17 protein-coding genes are annotated in these 16,040 nt (G+C 36.5%); 8 read left to right on the top strand and 9 right to left on the bottom strand.

Annotated elements, in window-relative coordinates; genetic code table 11:
• Positions 1 to 69: 69 nt before the first annotated feature.
• Entirely contained in the window at positions 70 to 1,518 is a 1,449-nt protein-coding gene (locus ACXAGS_RS06805; RefSeq protein WP_474905667.1) for a glyceraldehyde-3-phosphate dehydrogenase, read from the bottom strand.
• 124 nt (positions 1,519 to 1,642) lie between these two features.
• Positions 1,643 to 3,034: a S1C family serine protease gene (locus tag ACXAGS_RS06800; RefSeq protein ID WP_474905665.1), complete on the bottom strand. Its 1,392-nt coding sequence runs from the start codon at positions 3,032 to 3,034 to the stop codon at positions 1,643 to 1,645.
• Between the two features lie 123 nt (positions 3,035 to 3,157).
• Here ACXAGS_RS06800 and dapF point away from each other — a divergent pair, with 123 nt between their 5' ends.
• From dapF to ACXAGS_RS06780, 4 genes are all read left to right on the top strand, one after another.
• The gene (gene dapF / locus ACXAGS_RS06795; RefSeq protein ID WP_474905664.1) at positions 3,158 to 3,946 is read left to right on the top strand and encodes a diaminopimelate epimerase; all 789 of its coding nucleotides are present in this window, start codon (positions 3,158 to 3,160) and stop codon (positions 3,944 to 3,946) included.
• Positions 3,940 to 4,467 (top strand): GNAT family N-acetyltransferase, encoded by a 528-nt coding sequence (locus ACXAGS_RS06790; RefSeq protein WP_474905662.1) that lies wholly within the window; start codon positions 3,940 to 3,942, stop codon positions 4,465 to 4,467. Before dapF ends, ACXAGS_RS06790 begins: the two co-directional genes overlap by 7 nt.
• On the top strand, positions 4,464 to 5,510 hold the full coding sequence (gene mltG / locus ACXAGS_RS06785) for an endolytic transglycosylase MltG (RefSeq protein WP_474905661.1): 1,047 nt from the start codon (positions 4,464 to 4,466) through the stop codon (positions 5,508 to 5,510). The genes ACXAGS_RS06790 and mltG overlap by 4 nt, the downstream gene beginning before the upstream one ends.
• A 141-nt stretch (positions 5,511 to 5,651) precedes the next feature.
• A complete protein-coding gene (locus ACXAGS_RS06780; protein WP_474905660.1) occupies positions 5,652 to 6,299 on the top strand; it encodes a lysozyme family protein in 648 nt (215 codons plus the stop codon).
• A gap of 7 nt (positions 6,300 to 6,306) precedes the next feature.
• On the opposite strand, the gene ACXAGS_RS06775 is transcribed toward ACXAGS_RS06780, so the two are convergent.
• The 3 genes from ACXAGS_RS06775 to dnaA are packed head-to-tail and all read right to left on the bottom strand — an operon-like array spanning position 6,307 to position 8,931.
• Entirely contained in the window at positions 6,307 to 7,032 is a 726-nt protein-coding gene (locus tag ACXAGS_RS06775) for an SAM-dependent methyltransferase (protein ID WP_474905658.1), read from the bottom strand.
• Between the two features lie 11 nt (positions 7,033 to 7,043).
• Positions 7,044 to 7,493: a low molecular weight protein-tyrosine-phosphatase gene (locus ACXAGS_RS06770; RefSeq protein WP_474905657.1), complete on the bottom strand. Its 450-nt coding sequence runs from the start codon at positions 7,491 to 7,493 to the stop codon at positions 7,044 to 7,046.
• A gap of 13 nt (positions 7,494 to 7,506) precedes the next feature.
• Positions 7,507 to 8,931 (bottom strand): chromosomal replication initiator protein DnaA, encoded by a 1,425-nt coding sequence (dnaA, locus tag ACXAGS_RS06765; RefSeq protein ID WP_010517997.1) that lies wholly within the window; start codon positions 8,929 to 8,931, stop codon positions 7,507 to 7,509.
• Positions 8,932 to 9,142: 211 nt separating this feature from the next.
• On the opposite strand from dnaA, the gene ACXAGS_RS06760 reads away from it, so the two are divergent.
• Complete coding sequence (locus tag ACXAGS_RS06760; RefSeq protein ID WP_474905655.1) at positions 9,143 to 9,547, top strand: acyl-CoA thioesterase; 405 nt, start codon at positions 9,143 to 9,145, stop codon at positions 9,545 to 9,547.
• Here the strand turns inward: ACXAGS_RS06760 and ACXAGS_RS06755 are convergent.
• Genes ACXAGS_RS06755 through ribD form a run of 4 tightly spaced genes read right to left on the bottom strand, consistent with a single transcriptional unit; the run spans position 9,530 to position 12,651 of the window.
• Positions 9,530 to 10,147 (bottom strand): IMPACT family protein, encoded by a 618-nt coding sequence (locus ACXAGS_RS06755; protein WP_474905653.1) that lies wholly within the window; start codon positions 10,145 to 10,147, stop codon positions 9,530 to 9,532. The genes ACXAGS_RS06760 and ACXAGS_RS06755 overlap by 18 nt on opposite strands.
• A complete protein-coding gene (locus tag ACXAGS_RS06750) occupies positions 10,147 to 11,010 on the bottom strand; it encodes an EamA family transporter (RefSeq protein WP_474905651.1) in 864 nt (287 codons plus the stop codon). Before ACXAGS_RS06750 ends, ACXAGS_RS06755 begins: the two co-directional genes overlap by 1 nt.
• Entirely contained in the window at positions 11,010 to 11,609 is a 600-nt protein-coding gene (locus ACXAGS_RS06745) for an HAD family hydrolase (protein ID WP_474905650.1), read from the bottom strand. Before ACXAGS_RS06745 ends, ACXAGS_RS06750 begins: the two co-directional genes overlap by 1 nt.
• Positions 11,602 to 12,651 carry a bifunctional diaminohydroxyphosphoribosylaminopyrimidine deaminase/5-amino-6-(5-phosphoribosylamino)uracil reductase RibD gene (gene ribD / locus ACXAGS_RS06740; protein WP_474905648.1) on the bottom strand — a complete coding sequence of 350 codons (1,050 nt, stop codon included), beginning with the start codon at positions 12,649 to 12,651 and terminating at the stop codon, positions 11,602 to 11,604. Before ribD ends, ACXAGS_RS06745 begins: the two co-directional genes overlap by 8 nt.
• Before the next feature lie 30 nt (positions 12,652 to 12,681).
• Here ribD and ACXAGS_RS06735 point away from each other — a divergent pair, with 30 nt between their 5' ends.
• The 3 genes from ACXAGS_RS06735 to ligA are packed head-to-tail and all read left to right on the top strand — an operon-like array spanning position 12,682 to position 16,039.
• Positions 12,682 to 13,167, top strand: a complete 486-nt coding sequence (locus tag ACXAGS_RS06735; RefSeq protein WP_474905646.1) for a GNAT family N-acetyltransferase — start codon at positions 12,682 to 12,684, stop codon at positions 13,165 to 13,167.
• Position 13,168: 1 nt separating this feature from the next.
• Positions 13,169 to 14,026: a peptide chain release factor N(5)-glutamine methyltransferase gene (gene prmC / locus ACXAGS_RS06730; RefSeq protein ID WP_474905645.1), complete on the top strand. Its 858-nt coding sequence runs from the start codon at positions 13,169 to 13,171 to the stop codon at positions 14,024 to 14,026.
• A gap of 18 nt (positions 14,027 to 14,044) precedes the next feature.
• Complete coding sequence (ligA, locus tag ACXAGS_RS06725; RefSeq protein WP_474905644.1) at positions 14,045 to 16,039, top strand: NAD-dependent DNA ligase LigA; 1,995 nt, start codon at positions 14,045 to 14,047, stop codon at positions 16,037 to 16,039.
• Position 16,040: the final 1 nt, after the last annotated feature.

Genomic DNA, 16,040 nt, shown 5'->3' with positions numbered 1-16,040 from the left:
TAGTGTTCTTATAGATTTTAATGGGGACTGGCGAAATTAAGCCAATAAAACCAATCCCCAAAAAAACTTTTAATAATAGGTGTATCGTCTTACCTTGGCAACGTATTTTGCCAAACGGATAACCTGATGACTATACCCGTATTCATTGTCATACCAGATATATAAGATAATGTTCTTTCCGCTATCATCTACTATGGTAGCTTTACTATCATAGATAGATGGGGCAGAGGTACCCACAATGTCAGAGGATACCAACTCATTACTTAATGAGTATTTAATTTGCTCCACTAAATCGCCTTCTAACGCATATTTCTTTAATATGGTATTTACGGCTTCTTTAGTGGTCTGGTTTTTTACTTCAAGATTTAAAATAGCCAAAGAGCCGTTAGGCACGGGTACTCTTATAGCATTAGAAGTTAGTTTGCCTTCTAAATTGGGCAAGGCTTTTGAAACCGCTTTGCCAGCTCCTGTTTCTGTAATAACCATGTTAAGTGCGGCAGCTCTACCTCTTCTGTATTTACTATGCATGTTATCTACCAAATTCTGGTCGTTGGTATAGGCATGAATAGTTTCTAAATGTCCGTTTTCTATCTCTAAAGAATCATCTATGACTTTTAAAATAGGACTTATTGCATTGGTAGTACAAGAGGCAGCTGAAAATATAGTTTCTTTATCTGGATTATGGTCTAGGTGGTTTACCCCATGTACAATATTAGGTATTTCTTTACCAGGTGCGGTAAGCAAAACTTTTGAGCATCCTTTAGATTTTAGATGTCTGCTTAGTTCTTTACGGTCTCTGAATGCTCCCGTATTGTCTATTACCAAGGCATCTTTAATGCCATATTCCGTGTAGTTTATATCTTCTGGCTTATTAGCAGCGATAAAGAAAATAGTTGTGCCATTTACCACTAGGGCTTTCTGGTCCATATCAATAGAGACTGTGCCACTAAATTCACCATGAACAGAATCCGTTCTTAAAAGCGCCGCTCTTTTCTCTAAAACTTCTTGTGAAATGGCTCCACGTGTTACTATAGCCCTAAGCCTAAGTTGATTGCCTTTTCCGGTTTTTGCCATTAATTCCCTAGCTAACAACCTTCCTATTCTACCAAAACCATAAAGCACAACATCTTTTGGTTTAATGGCTTTTGTTTCATGGGCATCATTTAGTTTATCTAAAACAAATGCTTTTACATTTAAATGCTCACTTATTTGAGAATGATATTCATAGGTAAGTTTGCCAATGTCTATTTTGGCCGGTGGTAAGGGTATGTCATTAATTGCTCTTAGCAGTTCTACGGAGTCAAAAATAGATATGGGTTTTTGAACAAATTCCCCCGCATATTCATGCAAGTTAATAATATCACTTACATTACGGTCTATCACTTGATTTTTGAATAGTACAATTTCAATAGATTTATCGTACCATAAATCACTTATAAGTTTAATGAATTCCGTTGTGGCCTTTCTTCTATCGGCCTGAAAAGCAAGTTCCTTTTCGTAGGATTTAATGTTGCTCATAACAGCTTAGATTGTCAGTTTAATTTTCGGCAAAAGTAGTATTTCAAACGTTTTCGTAAAAATATATTGACAATAAAAAAAGCACCTCTATGAGGTGCTTTAATTGTATTATTTTTTTGAGGGTTTATTGAAAAATCAATCGTTCTCTTTCACCATTTTCTCCCAATAAAGTAATACTGGTTCTCCCGTAACGAGTTATTTTTTGGAATAGCTCTTTTGCATCTTCCACATCGCGTATCTCATCATCATCAATTAGAATCATAACCTTATCTTCTAATTCATAACCTCTATAACGTTCTGGAACGTTGGTAATCTTAACACCTTTCTTGGTTTTGTATTTTTTCTGGTCTTCCTTAGAAAGATTTTTTACTTGTAGCCCCATAACCGGTAGTATCTCGGTTTGTCTTTTCTTGAGTTCAACCTCAAAGGTCTTGGTTTCACCACCACGGTCTACCAACACCTCAACCACATCGCCCGGTCTTTTAGAAGATAGATAACCAGTTAATTCTGAGAATTTACTCACCTTAATATTCCCTACTTGTTTTATGATATCGCCTTCTTTAAGACCAGCCTCTTCGGCTCCAGATTCATCTTCTACACCGGCAACGTAAACACCATTAACCTGGTCAATATTCATTTCTTTAGCTTGTGGGCTATCTAAACTTAATGCAGATATTCCTAAAATTCCTTTTTGCACCTTACCAAACTCTAGTAAGTCATCTACCACTTTTTTAGCAATATTGCTAGGAACCGCAAAAGAATACCCTACGTAGGATCCGGTTTGTGATGTAATAGCTGTATTAATACCAATTAAATCGCCATTTGTATTTACCAATGCACCACCAGAATTACCGGGATTAACGGCTGCATCTGTTTGTATAAAAGATTGGTTTCTATTGGTACTTATTGACCTAGCTTTTGCACTAACAATACCTGCGGTTACCGTAGAGGTAAGGTTAAATGGATTACCTACCGCTAAAACCCATTCTCCAATTTTGGCATTGTCAGAATCGCCAAACGCTAAATAGGGTAGGGGATTCTCTACTTCAATTTTTAAAAGTGCAATATCAGAACTTGGGTCCGTTCCTACTATTTCCGCTTCGTAGCTTTTGTTGTTGTTCAAGGTTATTTCTAATGAATTTGCTTTATCTATAACATGGTTGTTTGTTACAATGTAGCCATCAGGAGAAATAATTACCCCAGAACCGGTACCAATCTGTGGGGTTTGGCTGCCTTTAAAGCCATAAAAAAACTCTGCAAGGGGATTAGCCGGGCTTACCGTCATGTTTTTAACGTGTACTACCGCGTTAATGGTTTTTTCTGCCGCAACTGTAAAGTCAACCTCATTAATACCGGCGCCTTTAGCGGAAGCGGGCATGCTGGTAGTTAAAAATGGAGTGGCCTCATTCTGAGCCACAAACGTAAATTGTTCTTTTTCAAAAAACAATTTATAGGCGCCTAGTGTGACACCACCGGCCAATAAGGCCGCTAAAAATAATTGTGCTGTTCTTCTCATATCTAAATAACTCTTTTTAAAACATTAAGCGTTTTAAAAGTAGCCATAAATCGTGCCAATTTTAACAAATTAACGGCTTTTTAACTGCTAAACATTCCTTAAAGATTGTAGTATATTTGCGGCATGAAGATAGGACTCACACTAGAATTTTATAAATATCAAGGTACTGGAAACGACTTTGTGATGGTAGATAATCGCAAAGATACTTTTCCTAAAGACAATACAGATTTGGTAAAATTTTTATGTGATAGACGATTTGGTATTGGAGCGGACGGATTGATACTTTTAGAAAATGACAACTTGTCAGATTTTAAAATGGTTTACTACAATTCTGATGGAAATACCAGTACAATGTGTGGCAACGGCGGAAGATGCTTGGTTGCTTTTGCTAGGGATTTAAAACTGATTGCGGATAAAACAACCTTTAATGCAATTGATGGGTTGCACCATGCATCCATTAATGGGGATGTGGTTGCCTTACAAATGATTGATGTTGATGAGATTCAACAGAAAGAGAAATACAATTTTTTAAATACAGGTTCGCCACACCATGTTCAAATAGTTGCTGATGTTGCTAATCTAGATGTTAAAAAAGAAGGGGCTAAACTAAGATATGGTCTGTATGGCGAAACCGGTAGTAATATTAATTTTGTAACACCTTTAGAAGACAATACTTTTGAGGTTAGAACTTACGAGCGTGGAGTAGAAGATGAAACTTTATCTTGCGGTACCGGTGTAACTGCAGTTGCTTTAGCTATGCATAAACTTAGAAAGACTAGCTCCAACACGGTAAAAATAAAAGCTAGAGGAGGCGATTTAAGTATTTCTTTTGCGCATAATGAAAGTGGTTATAAGGAGGTGTTCTTAAAAGGACCTGCACAAAAAGTATTTAAAGGGGAAATTGCATGCTAAATCTGGCAGGGGAACAGGTGTTTTTAAGGGCGTTAGAATCTTCTGATATTGATTTTTTATATCAAGTAGAAAACGATATGGCAATTTGGGAGTTAAGCGGAACCCTAGCTCCTTATTCCAAAGAATTGTTGCGACAATACATTGAAAATGCCCATTTAGATGTTTATGAGGCCAAACAGTTAAGGTTGTGTATCTGTGAAAATGGTACAGGTAACGCACTAGGTTTTGTAGACTTGTTTGATTTTGAGCCTAGCCATAAAAGGGTTGGTGTTGGAATTATAATTTACAATAAACATTTTCAAAATAAGGGAATTGGTAGTGAAGCCTTAAGTTTGATTGAGGATTATTGCTTTCAAATCTTAGATTTACATCAGATTTATGCCAACGTTTTAGAGGAAAATCAAAAGAGTAATCATGTATTTACAAAGTTGGGCTACCAAAAAGTAGGTGTTAAAAAAGACTGGATACGCTTTAATAAAGAATTTAAGAACGAAATATTATATCAAAAAATAAGACCTTGAAAAATCTTAAGAAAGTTATTTTAGCTGCCGCCCTTTTGGGTTTGGTTGTTGTTGCCATCTTTGCTTATTCCATTTATACAGCAATATTTACCCCAAATACAGCCTTTGAGAACAAAGAGGCATTTGTTTTTATGCCAAGTAATGCTACCACCCAAGATGTAACCGAAAGGTTAGCACCTTTGTTGGAAGATCTGGATGCGTTCTTGTCCGTTGCAAATAGAAAAGGTTACCTAGCTAATATTAAGGGGGGAAGGTATAGAATTACCAAGGGTATGAATAATAATGAAATTGTAAACACCCTTAGAAGCCAAAACCTACCTGTAAAAGTTACGTTTAACAATCAGGAGAGTATAGGAACATTGGCTGGTAGAATTGCAGCACAAATAGAGCCAGATAGTTTAACGTTAGCAACTGTTTTAAGCGATTCAGCTTTTCTCAAAGAGCATGGCTTTGATACTCATAATGAGCTCTCTTTATACCTGCCAAACACCTATGAATTTTTTTGGAATACTACCGCTGAAGGTGTAAGGGAACGCATGTTAAAGGAATACAGGGCTTTTTGGACCAATGAAAGAAGCGCAAAAGCAAAACAACAAGGATTAACACCAAACCAAGCAATTGCTTTGGCGGCAATTGTGCAAAAAGAGACTGTTAAGGTAGATGAAAGACCTAGAGTAGCTGGGGTATATTTAAACAGATTAAAAAAGGGAATGCTATTACAAGCAGATCCTACTGTGATTTACGCCATAAAACGGGAAACAGGTAATTATGATACCATCATTAAACGTGTTTTGTATAGAGATTTGGAAATGGATTCGCCCTACAATACCTACAAATATGCCGGTTTACCCCCGGGGCCTATTACTATGCCAGATATCTCTTCCATAGAAGCTGTTTTAAATCCAGAAGAGCATCAATATTTGTATTTTGTGGCAGATGTTACTAACTTTGGGTATCACAAATTTGCAAAGACATTGGCGCAGCACAATCAAAATAAAGTGCAGTACGTGCAATGGTTGAACCAACAACGGATTAGTAGATAATATCCTCCTAATGCTCTCCGTTTAACGCTTTTTAATACCTATTTATCAAAAAGTTAGGATATTTTTTAACATTTAACGCAAGATCCCCCGTATATTTGCCGGCCAATTAGGATTTTATACAATCCTTAAAAAAGAACGCTTATGAAAAGATGGATCGGATTTTTAGGTCATCTTGCCATAATTACAATTTTGACAAGTTTTGCTACCTATAGGGTAAAAAACACAAAGGTAAATGTGCCGGATTTATTAAAGGTTCATAATCAAGGGTTGTTGTTTGATTTTCCAGAGGAACAAACCCGTATTTCATTAGAAAACGAGAAAACCTTAAACGTTTTTCTGGGTAAAAGCTATCAAGGGTTTAAAGATGCTCTTGCCTTTAAAGAGTCTCAAGGAGATTATGCTAGTGTTAACACTTTAGGCTATTTAGGAAAATATCAATTTGGTAGATCAACCTTACGTTTAATGGGGGTAAAAGACGGTAATGCGTTTTTAAACGACCCAGCATTACAAGAAAAGGTTTTTAATCTAAACGTGGCCAGAAATAAATGGATACTGCGCAGGGATATTAAAAGATTTGTTGGCAAACGTATTAATGGAATCACTATAACGGAGTCAGGAATAGTTGCAGCTGCCCATTTAGCAGGTGCCGGTAACGTAAAAAAATATTTACGGTCTTACGGGCAAGCGGATTTTTCAGATGCCTATGGTAGTACAGTGGCCTATTACATGAAAAAATTTGCTGGCTTTGATGTATCTGTTATAAAAGCAAAGCAAAAACCTAGAATTTAAACGCTTTTTATTTAGCGTGTATAATAAAGACCGCTGGTCTTTTTTGAAGGTCCCACGTGGTCTTTTTCCATTCTGTTACCGTTTTTGTTTTTATTACCTCGGTATCCAAGGTTATATCTACGGCAACACACAGTTCTGTGCTGGGATGCAAGCGTTTTAGGAATTCTTCAAACAACTTTTCGTTCCTATAAGGCGTCTCAATAAAAGCTTGGGATTGTTGTGACTCTCTTGACAGACGCTCAAACCTCTTTATTGCTTTGGTCCGTTCCGTACTATCTATGGGTAGGTACCCATTGAAAGCAAAGCTTTGGCCGTTCATACCGCTAGCCATCATTGCCAATAATATAGAAGAAGGCCCAACAAGGGGTACTACCCTAATATCTTTTTCATGTGCTAACTTAACTATATCTGCTCCGGGGTCGGCTATTCCCGGGCACCCTGCTTCTGATAATAAACCAACTGAAATACCATCTAGACATGGCTTTAGAAAGTTGGGTAGCTCGGATGGGTCTGTGTATTTATTTAAAATATCAAAATGTAGACTGGGTTGTGATTTGCCAGGACTTATTCTTTTGATAAAACGTCTTGCCGTTTTTTCGTTCTCGGCAATGTAGAAGTCTATATTTTCAATAGTCTGTTTAATGGAAATGGGTAAAACCTCCAGTGGAGCGGTATCTCCCAGCATGGTAGGAATAAGAAATAATTGGCCCTTGGGGGATTGGGTTGTTTCCATTTTAAATTAGATTAACTAAGTTCTTGGGCAATTATATCACAAGCTTTATTGATTAATTGATAAACTTGTTCAAAGCCATCTTCTCCACCATAATAAGGGTCTGGAACTTCGTTTGTTTTACCATCAATTTCACTAAGCAACAACTTTACTTTTTCTTTATCTTCTATGGATGTTGCAAGGCTAAGGACATTTGCATAATTGCTTTTATCCATAACGTAGATACGATCAAAATCTTTAAAATCTTCCGTTTGGAATTTTCGACATTGTTGTTTTGAAATATCTAAGCCATGTGTTCTTGCTACCGCCACTGAGCGTGGGTCTGGAGCATTACCAATATGATACCCAGCCGTTCCTGCGGAATCTACAAGTACATTTTCCGTATTCACTTTGTTTTGCAGTATCCCCTCAGCTAAAGGAGAACGGCATATATTACCTAGACACACCATTAATATTTTGGTCATTGCCTAATTGGTTTTAGGTAAATTTTTTAGTAAGGTCGTCTATGTATTTTTTAAACTGCTTATCGGTTTCTGCCAAATTATCTACAGTTTTGCACGCGTGTAATACCGTTGCATGGTCTCTTTTGCCAATTTGGGAACCTATACTTGCCAAAGACGCTTTTGTAAATTTCTTTGCAAAAAACATAGCCAATTGTCTAGCTTGTACAATGTGCCTTTTTCTAGTTTTGGATTGTAAAGTGGCTACATCCATTTCAAAATAATCTGAAACTACTTTTTGAATGTAATCTATAGAAACTTCTCTTTTAGTGTTCTTAACAAACTTTTCTACAACTTGCTGTGCCAAGTCTAAAGTTACTTCTCTTTTATTAAAAGAAGATTGGGCAATTAGAGAAATAATGGCGCCTTCTAACTCACGTATATTGGTCTTGATGTTTTTGGCCACATGATCTATAATTTCATCTGGCATTTCTACACCATCCCTATATAATTTGTTTTTTAAGATAGAGACACGTGTTTCGTAATCTGGACTTTGCAATTCTGCAGAAAGCCCCCATTTAAATCTAGAAAGCAAACGTTGCTCTATATCTTGCATGTCTACAGGTGCCTTATCCGAAGTTAGGATTACCTGCTTGCCATTTTGATGTAAATGGTTGAATATATGAAAGAATACATCTTGTGTTCCAGATTTTCCACTTAGGAATTGAACATCATCTATGATTAAAACATCTATTAATTGATAAAAATGTATAAAATCATTTCTGGTATTCTTTTTAACGGATTCTATATACTGCTGGGTAAATTTTTCTGCGGAGATATAAAGAACTGTTTTTTCTGGATATTTGTCTTTAATTTCTACCCCAATGGCATGCGCCAAGTGGGTCTTACCCAAACCAACACCACCAAAAATCATTAGTGGATTAAAAGATGTACCTCCTGGTTTATTGGCAACCGCCATACCGGCCGATCTTGCCAAGCGGTTAGAGTCACCTTCTAAGAAGTTGTCAAAATTGTAATTTGGGTTAAGTTGCGATTCAATTTTAATGTTCCTAATACCCGGGATAACAAACGGATTTTTTAGCTCTGGATTTTTAGACGTAATAGGTACATCTAATTCTTGTGGAGCCATTGCAGAGCGGTTAGAGCTAGGAATCTTTTCTGTAAAAGATTCATTATTGCCATATTTGTTTTCCATCTTAATGATGTAGACTAATTTGGCGTTAGCACCCAACTCTTTTCTTAAAGCAACTTTTAACAACTTTACATAGTGTTCTTCTAGCCACTCATAGAAAAATTTACTCGGTACTTGTATGCTCAAAGCATTGTCTGCAAGTCTTACCGGTTTAATGGGAAGGAACCACGTTTTGAATGCCTGCGGTTGGATATTATCCTCGATAAATGCCAAACAATTGTTCCAAATGGAAGATGCAGTATTACTCATTCTTAGTGTGTCCTTTGTATTTTGGTTAGTGTAATGTTTTATAAACTAAAACTGAAATCGGGGGCGTGTCCCTGTTAATTTGAACAGGGGCAAATATGTGAACAAAAAAGCTAAAAAAAAAACCAAACTCTTATTGAAATAATGATTTTTTTTTTGCATGTTTTCATCAAATCAGCATAGCCTTTAAATATACCAAAAAATAGATAGTGAAATGAAATTTAACACATATTCTTTTAGAGTTAGATATGGGGAAACAGACCAAATGGGTGTGGTTTATCACGGTAACTATGCCGCCTACTTAGAAGTGGGGAGAGTAGAGTGGCTAAGGGATTTAGGGATTTCTTACAAGCAAATGGAGGAAAATGGGGTAATGTTGCCAGTAATTGACTTACAACTTAGGTATAAGAAATCTGCTAAGTATGACGACCTCATCACAATAAAAACAATGTTGAAAAAAAAGCCGGGAGTACGAATAGAATTTGATTACGAAATTTACAACGAGAAAAATGAACTTTTAGTCGAAGCTTCTACAACCTTGGTTTTTATGGATATGGAAAAAATGAGACCTATTAAATGTCCAAATTACATTTTAGAAAAATTAGCAATCGGGGATTAATACTTCTATTCCTTTAAGGGGAGTGAATTTTTTTGAAACGTGTGCCAATTCACTTTTTTTAATAGCTAACGTTATCGTGCAATTAATTTCCATTAGCTGTTTAACTATTTCTAATTGGTGTTTTTTGATTAAACGCATTACCACGTTCATTTTATCATAATCAAAATTTAAAATTAAAGGAGCAGTGAGTATTTTGGTGGTAACCTTTGCTTCTTCTAAAGTTAATTTGGCACATTCTTTATAGGTAGATATTAAACCACCAACACCCAATTTTGTACCACCAAAAATACGTACAACTGCCACTAAAACATTGGTAATATCAAACGCTTGTATTTGCCCATAAATGGGCATGCCGGCAGAATTATTTGGTTCGCCATCATCATTGGCACGGTAACTAATACTTTCCACTCCCAATTGCCATGCATAGCAAACGTGGTTGGCGGTTGGGTATTCTTTTTTGAGAAGTTCAATAATGGGTTTTACTTCTTCTTCATTAGCTATTGGATAGGCGTATCCTATAAATTTACTTTTTTTCTCCTTTAGTAAAATAGCTTCTACAGGGGCTAAAATGGTTCTATAGGTATCCTTATAATCTGTCATTAAAACAAAGCTACCAAAAGAATACTAATTACTGCCAATCCTATGCCTAACCAGTTTTTTGGTTGTAGTTTTTCTTTGAACAATATAATACCTATGAAAGTAGTAAACATTACTATTGCCACATTGTTAATGGTAAATATGGAGGCACTGTTAAATTGAGGGTTGTTTAGTGCCTGCAATAGAAAGTAAATGGAGAAATAATTGGGAATACCCAAACAAATACCCCCTATTAAGTTCTTCAAATTTCGTTTTAAGGGTGTTTTTTTACTGTTAATCAATAAAAATAAAACACCGGCAATACCTGCTGCACCAAAAACTGTTGCGGAAAAAATAGGATACATACTTTCATCTAGAAACTCATCTTGAATGTACTTTATAGTGGTATCTATAACTCCAGATCCAACAAAAACCAAAAAGGGTAGTAAAAGCGTTTTTGGTGCTATAACAAGGCCTTTCTTTTTGATGGATGCAAAATAAACCGCAGCTAAGGCCAATACAATACCCAAGCCTTGCCAAATAGAGAGTGATTCTTTATAAACCAATAAGGCAAATACCACAGGTATGGCCAATGACATTTTGGTAGCTACAGAAGTTACGGCAACCCCGTTTAATTGAGAAGATTTGGCCATAATGTTAAAGATGGTTATAAACAATATGCCAAGGGCGAAGGTGCCATAGAACCATCCAGACCCAACAAGCTCACTTACATTTAGTTTACCCTCATAGAAGAGAATACCACAGATACAGGCAACAAAGTAATTTACCACAATAGCATAGAGCGATTGAATTTTGTAAGTGCCAAACAATTTAAAAATGACAAAAATGAGACTAGAGCATAAAACACTCAGCGCAAGATTTAGCATTACAAGTAATTTTTAAGGTCTATAATGTCTTCCTGGCCAACATGCAAATTCCAGGTTTTTATTCCAAACTTTTTGGCCGCGTCCGTATTTTCCTTTGTGTCGTCTATAAAAAAGGTTTCTTCTGCTTTCAGATTGTTTTCTTCTAATACTTGTTCAAAGATAGGAGCATCTGGTTTACGCTTACCCATTTCATAAGAAAGGTAAAAAACTTCAAAACATTCTTTAAATACTCTATAAGAACTACCCATTTGCTTTTTAACCTGTTCAATATGCAATTCATTGGTATTGCTTAAAAGAAATAACCTGTACTGGTCTTGTTGCTTTAATTCTTTGAGAAATTTTAAACGGTATTTCGGAAAATCTTTAAGAATAGCGTTCCATGCTTCTATAAGATTAGCGGCTGTTGCATTAGGAAAAATGGTTTGGATTTGTCTTAAAAAAGCTTTTGTACTAATGGTTCCTTTTTCATATTCCTTAAAAATCTGGTCTAAAGCCGGGGTAATTTGTTTAAAACCAAATTTAGCCATGGCTTTTGGAGTTGCCATTTTATCTAGGTTGATAAATATATCTCCAAAATCGAAGATGATATTTTTAATCATTGGTAAGTATATTTAGTGTGTCAGATTCAATTTTTTGAGAAAAACCTAGTCTTCCGGTAATTTTAGGGGCAGTTACACCCTTTTTAAAGGTAGTTTCTCCTGTAAAAATTCTTGCTTCATCCCATAGACCACTCAAGATGAACGCATTAATTGTTTTGGCGCCACCTTCTACAATAATACTATTGATATTGTTTTTGTACAAAGTGGTTAAAATGCTCTGCGCCAAGTCTTTTTGAAAATCAATTTTTTCATAATGTAAATGCTCCATAGCGCTAGATTCGGTTTTACTTGTCAATACAATTACTTTTGCGTTCGCATTAAAAACAGCAAGCGTTTTGGGCAGACTTAAATCTTTATCTAAAATTACTCTAATAGGATTTTTACCTTTCCAATCCCTAACTGTTAAAGAGGGGTTGTCTGCAAGTACGGTGTTGGCGCCAACAAGAATAGCTTGTTCTTCGCTACGCCATTTATGCACTAATTGTCTAGAGTAGGTATTGGTAATCCAGTAAGGCTCAGGATTCGTATTTCGTAGCTGGTCTGGAGGGGCTATAAAGCCATCTATTGTTTCTGCCCATTTTAAAATTACATACGGGCGTTTTTTTTCAATAAAAGTTAGAAAGCGTTTATGATGCGCGGCACATTCTTCCACCAAAACATTGCTAATTACATTTACCCCGGCATCTTTAAGTTTTTGTATGCCTTTGCCTGCAACTTTTTCGTTTGGATCTGTAATACCTATTACCACATTGGGTATTCCACTTTTAATTATTAAATCTGCACACGGAGGTGTTTTTCCGTAGTGTGAGCAGGGTTCTAGGGTAACATATAAAGTAGCTTTGGTCAAAAGTTCTTTTTGCTTTACACTATTTATGGCATTCACTTCGGCATGTGGACCCCCAAACGGGCTTGTGTAACCTTCGCCAATTATTTTATCGGCACAAACTATTACAGACCCTACCATGGGGTTAGGCGCAGTGGTTCCCAATCCAATTTTACCTAGTTCTATACAGCGAAACAAGTATTTTTCGTCTATATTCATGGCTTAAAAGTAGTATTTAATTTCATAGAAATGAATTCGCCAATTATTCGGAAAATACAAGCTAAAGACAACGAGCAAGTTGAGCGTGTAATAAGAAAGGTATTAATTGATCTTGGAGTGCCAAAAGTGGGTACGGCTTATGAGGATGAGGCCTTAAAAGATATGTATGCAGCGTATGCAGCAGAACGTAGCGACTATTTTGTAGTAGCGGCCAATGGAAAGGTGATTGGATGTGCGGGCATAGCTCCTTTAGACAATTATAAGGGCAACGTATGCGAGCTGCAAAAAATGTATTTTTTAGAAGAAGCAAGGGGTTTAGGTTTAGGTGCAAAAATGATTGCGGCATGTATAGCGCAAGCTAAAGAATATGGTTTTGAGGCTATGTATTTGGAAACCATGCCATATATGAAAGCAGCTCAAAAATTATACAAAAAAAACGGGTTTGAATATATTGATGCTCCAATGGGGTGTACAGGCCATTCTGCTTGTCCGGTATATATGTTGAGAAAATTATAGCATGCAACTTTCAGAAATTAAAAACCTATATCATCAAGAATTAGGTGAGCTTTATCCAAAAGAAGAAATTGATAGTTTTTTTTATCGGTTAATTGGGCATTACTTAAATCTGCAAAAATTTACCTTGGTTATGCAACCAAATTATGTGGTAAGTAAAGCAGAAGAAGCTCCATTGTTTGCGGCATTACAACGTTTAAAGGAAGAAGAGCCGGTACAACATATAACAGGAGCGGCTTATTTTAGGGATTTGGAGTTAAAAATCACCAAAGATACGCTTATTCCAAGGCCAGAAACGGAAGAATTGGTTTCTTGGATTATAGCGGATTCTGATGTGGCCCAACCACAGCGTATATTGGATATTGGTACGGGCAGTGGATGCATTGCCATTTCATTGGCCCAAGAGTTGCCAAATGCCAAGGTAACCGCAGTTGATATAAGCAAAGAAGCTTTGTTCATTGCCAAAGAGAATGCCATTAACTATAAAGTAGACGTCACCTTTAAACAGTTTGATGTTTTATCTGGCAACTTTACCAATGAACTACAAGGTCCGTGGGACGTAATAGTGTCTAACCCACCATATGTAAGAGAACTGGAAAAGAAAGAAATCCAAAAAAATGTAAAAGAATATGAGCCGGCTACGGCACTTTTTGTTTCAGACAATGACCCGCTTATATTTTACAGGGAAATAGCTCTCAAGGCAAAAACTTATTTAAAACCTAAGGGAAGACTCTATTTTGAGATTAACCAATACCTAGCAGAGGAAACTAAAGCCTTGGTGGCTGCAAACTCTTTTGAACAGGTAGAATTAAAACGAGATATTTTCGGTAATTTCCGAATGTTAAAAGGTATAAAAGCATAAAAACATTTTGTAGCCCATATGAGTATACAGCAAGAGATTGAAGCACTAAGGGAAGAATTAAGGTTGCATAATTACAACTATTATGTATTGGATAGCCCCACCATATCTGATTATGATTTTGATATGAAGTTAAAAACGCTTCAAGACTTAGAAAATAAGTATCCAGAGTTCTATGATGCCACATCGCCTACGTTACGCGTTGGCGGTAGCATTACAAAGAATTTTAATACTGTGGAGCATCAATACCGTATGTATTCTTTAGATAATTCATATTCCAAAGAAGATTTAGAGGATTGGGAAAAAAGAGTATTACGCATTCTGGGCGATGAAAAAGTAGCGTTTACCTGTGAGCTTAAATATGATGGGGCAAGTATAAACCTAACCTATGAGGAAGGTAGATTAGTTAGGGCGGTTACCCGTGGAGATGGCGTACAAGGAGATGATGTTACAACTAACATAAAAACCATTAAATCCGTACCGTTGCAATTAAAGGGTGATTATCCGGCAAAATTTGATATTCGAGGGGAAATTGTGTTGCCGTTAGACGGGTTTGCCAAAATGAACCAAGAGCGTTTGGAAAATGGAGAAGAACCGTATATGAACCCAAGAAATACAGCCTCTGGCAGTTTGAAACTGCAAGATAGTAGCCTGGTTGCTAAAAGACCATTGGAGTGTTTGTTGTATAGTATTGTTGGGCCAGATTTAAACTTTGACAGCCAATTTAAAATGTTGGAGAAAGCAAGGGAATGGGGGTTTAAGGTGCCAGATGTGGCACAGTTGTGTAAGAGCACAGAAGAGGTTATGTCTTTTGTGAATTATTGGGATGTACACCGTCATGATTTACCTTATGAGACTGATGGGGTTGTGGTTAAAATTAATAGTCTTAGACAGCAAGAAGAGTTAGGGTATACAGCTAAGGCTCCTAGATGGGCAATGGCTTATAAATTTAAGGCAGAGCAGGCGGCTACCACGCTCAAAAAAATTAGTTATCAAGTTGGGCGTACGGGAGCTATAACACCAGTTGCCAACCTAGAGCCCGTTTTGTTGGCAGGTACAACGGTAAAGCGTGCCTCATTGCACAATGCCGACCAAATTGCAAAGTTGGATATTAGGGAAGGAGATACTGTTTTTGTAGAAAAGGGAGGTGAAATTATTCCTAAAATTACAGCAGTAGATTTTACCAAAAGAAATTTGGATTCAGAACCAACCAAATACCTTCAACAATGTCCTGAATGTGGAACGGACTTAATTAGAAAAGAAGGAGAAGCACAACATTTTTGTCCTAACTACATGGGGTGTCCACCGCAAATTACTGGTAGAATACAGCATTTTATTTCTAGAAAAGCTATGGATATAGAAGGTTTGGGTGGCGAAACCGTAGAACTACTTTTTAAAGAAGGGTTAATACAAAACTATGCGGACTTATATACCCTAACCATAGCGCAATTATTGCCGTTGGAAAGAATGGCAGAAAAATCTGCGGAAAATTTGGTTAAAGGGGTAGCGGCTTCTAAAGAAATTCCGTTTGAACGTGTGTTATTTGCTTTGGGTATTAGATATGTTGGGGAAACGGTAGCAAAAAAATTGGCAAAGGCCTACAAAAATATAGATGCGTTAATGCAAGCTTCTTTTGATAACCTGATTGCCATAGACGAAATTGGAGAACGTATTGCGGAAAGTGTTATTGGTTTCTTTTCAGATGCGGATAATAGGCATTTGGTAAACAGGTTAAAAGAATATGGTTTACAGTTTAGTCTTTCTCAAGAACAATTAGAAAACCAGTCCGATGCTTTAAGTGGGAAGACTTTTGTAGTATCTGGTGTTTTTGAAACCATTGGAAGAAACGAATTAAAAAAGTTAATAGAAGATAACGGTGGTAAAGTATCTTCTTCTATATCTTCTAAAACTAGTTATTTGGTTGCTGGCGATAAAATGGGCCCAAGTAAACGAACTAAAGCAGAAGGATTAGGAATACCTATAATTACAGAACAAGATTTTTTAAGTATGCTCTAAT

The sequence above is a fragment of the Croceivirga sp. ABH4_376 genome (assembly GCF_056160685.1).
The sequence above is the reverse complement of the archived record's forward strand: the minus strand, read 5'-3'. Positions and strand labels throughout refer to the sequence as shown.

Excerpts from the sequence above, each read along its gene's own strand:
- ligA (WP_474905644.1), top strand. The coding sequence starts at position 14,045 with ATGAGTATACAGCAAGAGATTGAAGCACTAAGGGAAGAATTAAGGTTG.
- ACXAGS_RS06755 (WP_474905653.1), bottom strand. The coding sequence starts at position 10,147 with ATGACAGATTATAAGGATACCTATAGAACCATTTTAGCCCCTGTAGAA.
- ACXAGS_RS06790 (WP_474905662.1), top strand. The coding sequence starts at position 3,940 with ATGCTAAATCTGGCAGGGGAACAGGTGTTTTTAAGGGCGTTAGAATCT.
- dapF (WP_474905664.1), top strand. The coding sequence starts at position 3,158 with ATGAAGATAGGACTCACACTAGAATTTTATAAATATCAAGGTACTGGA.
- ACXAGS_RS06775 (WP_474905658.1), bottom strand. The coding sequence starts at position 7,032 with ATGGAAACAACCCAATCCCCCAAGGGCCAATTATTTCTTATTCCTACC.
- ACXAGS_RS06735 (WP_474905646.1), top strand. The coding sequence starts at position 12,682 with ATGAATTCGCCAATTATTCGGAAAATACAAGCTAAAGACAACGAGCAA.
- ACXAGS_RS06745 (WP_474905650.1), bottom strand. The coding sequence starts at position 11,609 with ATGATTAAAAATATCATCTTCGATTTTGGAGATATATTTATCAACCTA.
- ACXAGS_RS06760 (WP_474905655.1), top strand. The coding sequence starts at position 9,143 with ATGAAATTTAACACATATTCTTTTAGAGTTAGATATGGGGAAACAGAC.
- ACXAGS_RS06805 (WP_474905667.1), bottom strand. The coding sequence starts at position 1,518 with ATGAGCAACATTAAATCCTACGAAAAGGAACTTGCTTTTCAGGCCGAT.
- ACXAGS_RS06780 (WP_474905660.1), top strand. The coding sequence starts at position 5,652 with ATGAAAAGATGGATCGGATTTTTAGGTCATCTTGCCATAATTACAATT.
- ribD (WP_474905648.1), bottom strand. The coding sequence starts at position 12,651 with ATGAATATAGACGAAAAATACTTGTTTCGCTGTATAGAACTAGGTAAA.
- dnaA (WP_010517997.1), bottom strand. The coding sequence starts at position 8,931 with ATGAGTAATACTGCATCTTCCATTTGGAACAATTGTTTGGCATTTATC.
- ACXAGS_RS06750 (WP_474905651.1), bottom strand. The coding sequence starts at position 11,010 with ATGCTAAATCTTGCGCTGAGTGTTTTATGCTCTAGTCTCATTTTTGTC.
- ACXAGS_RS06770 (WP_474905657.1), bottom strand. The coding sequence starts at position 7,493 with ATGACCAAAATATTAATGGTGTGTCTAGGTAATATATGCCGTTCTCCT.
- ACXAGS_RS06800 (WP_474905665.1), bottom strand. The coding sequence starts at position 3,034 with ATGAGAAGAACAGCACAATTATTTTTAGCGGCCTTATTGGCCGGTGGT.
- prmC (WP_474905645.1), top strand. The coding sequence starts at position 13,169 with ATGCAACTTTCAGAAATTAAAAACCTATATCATCAAGAATTAGGTGAG.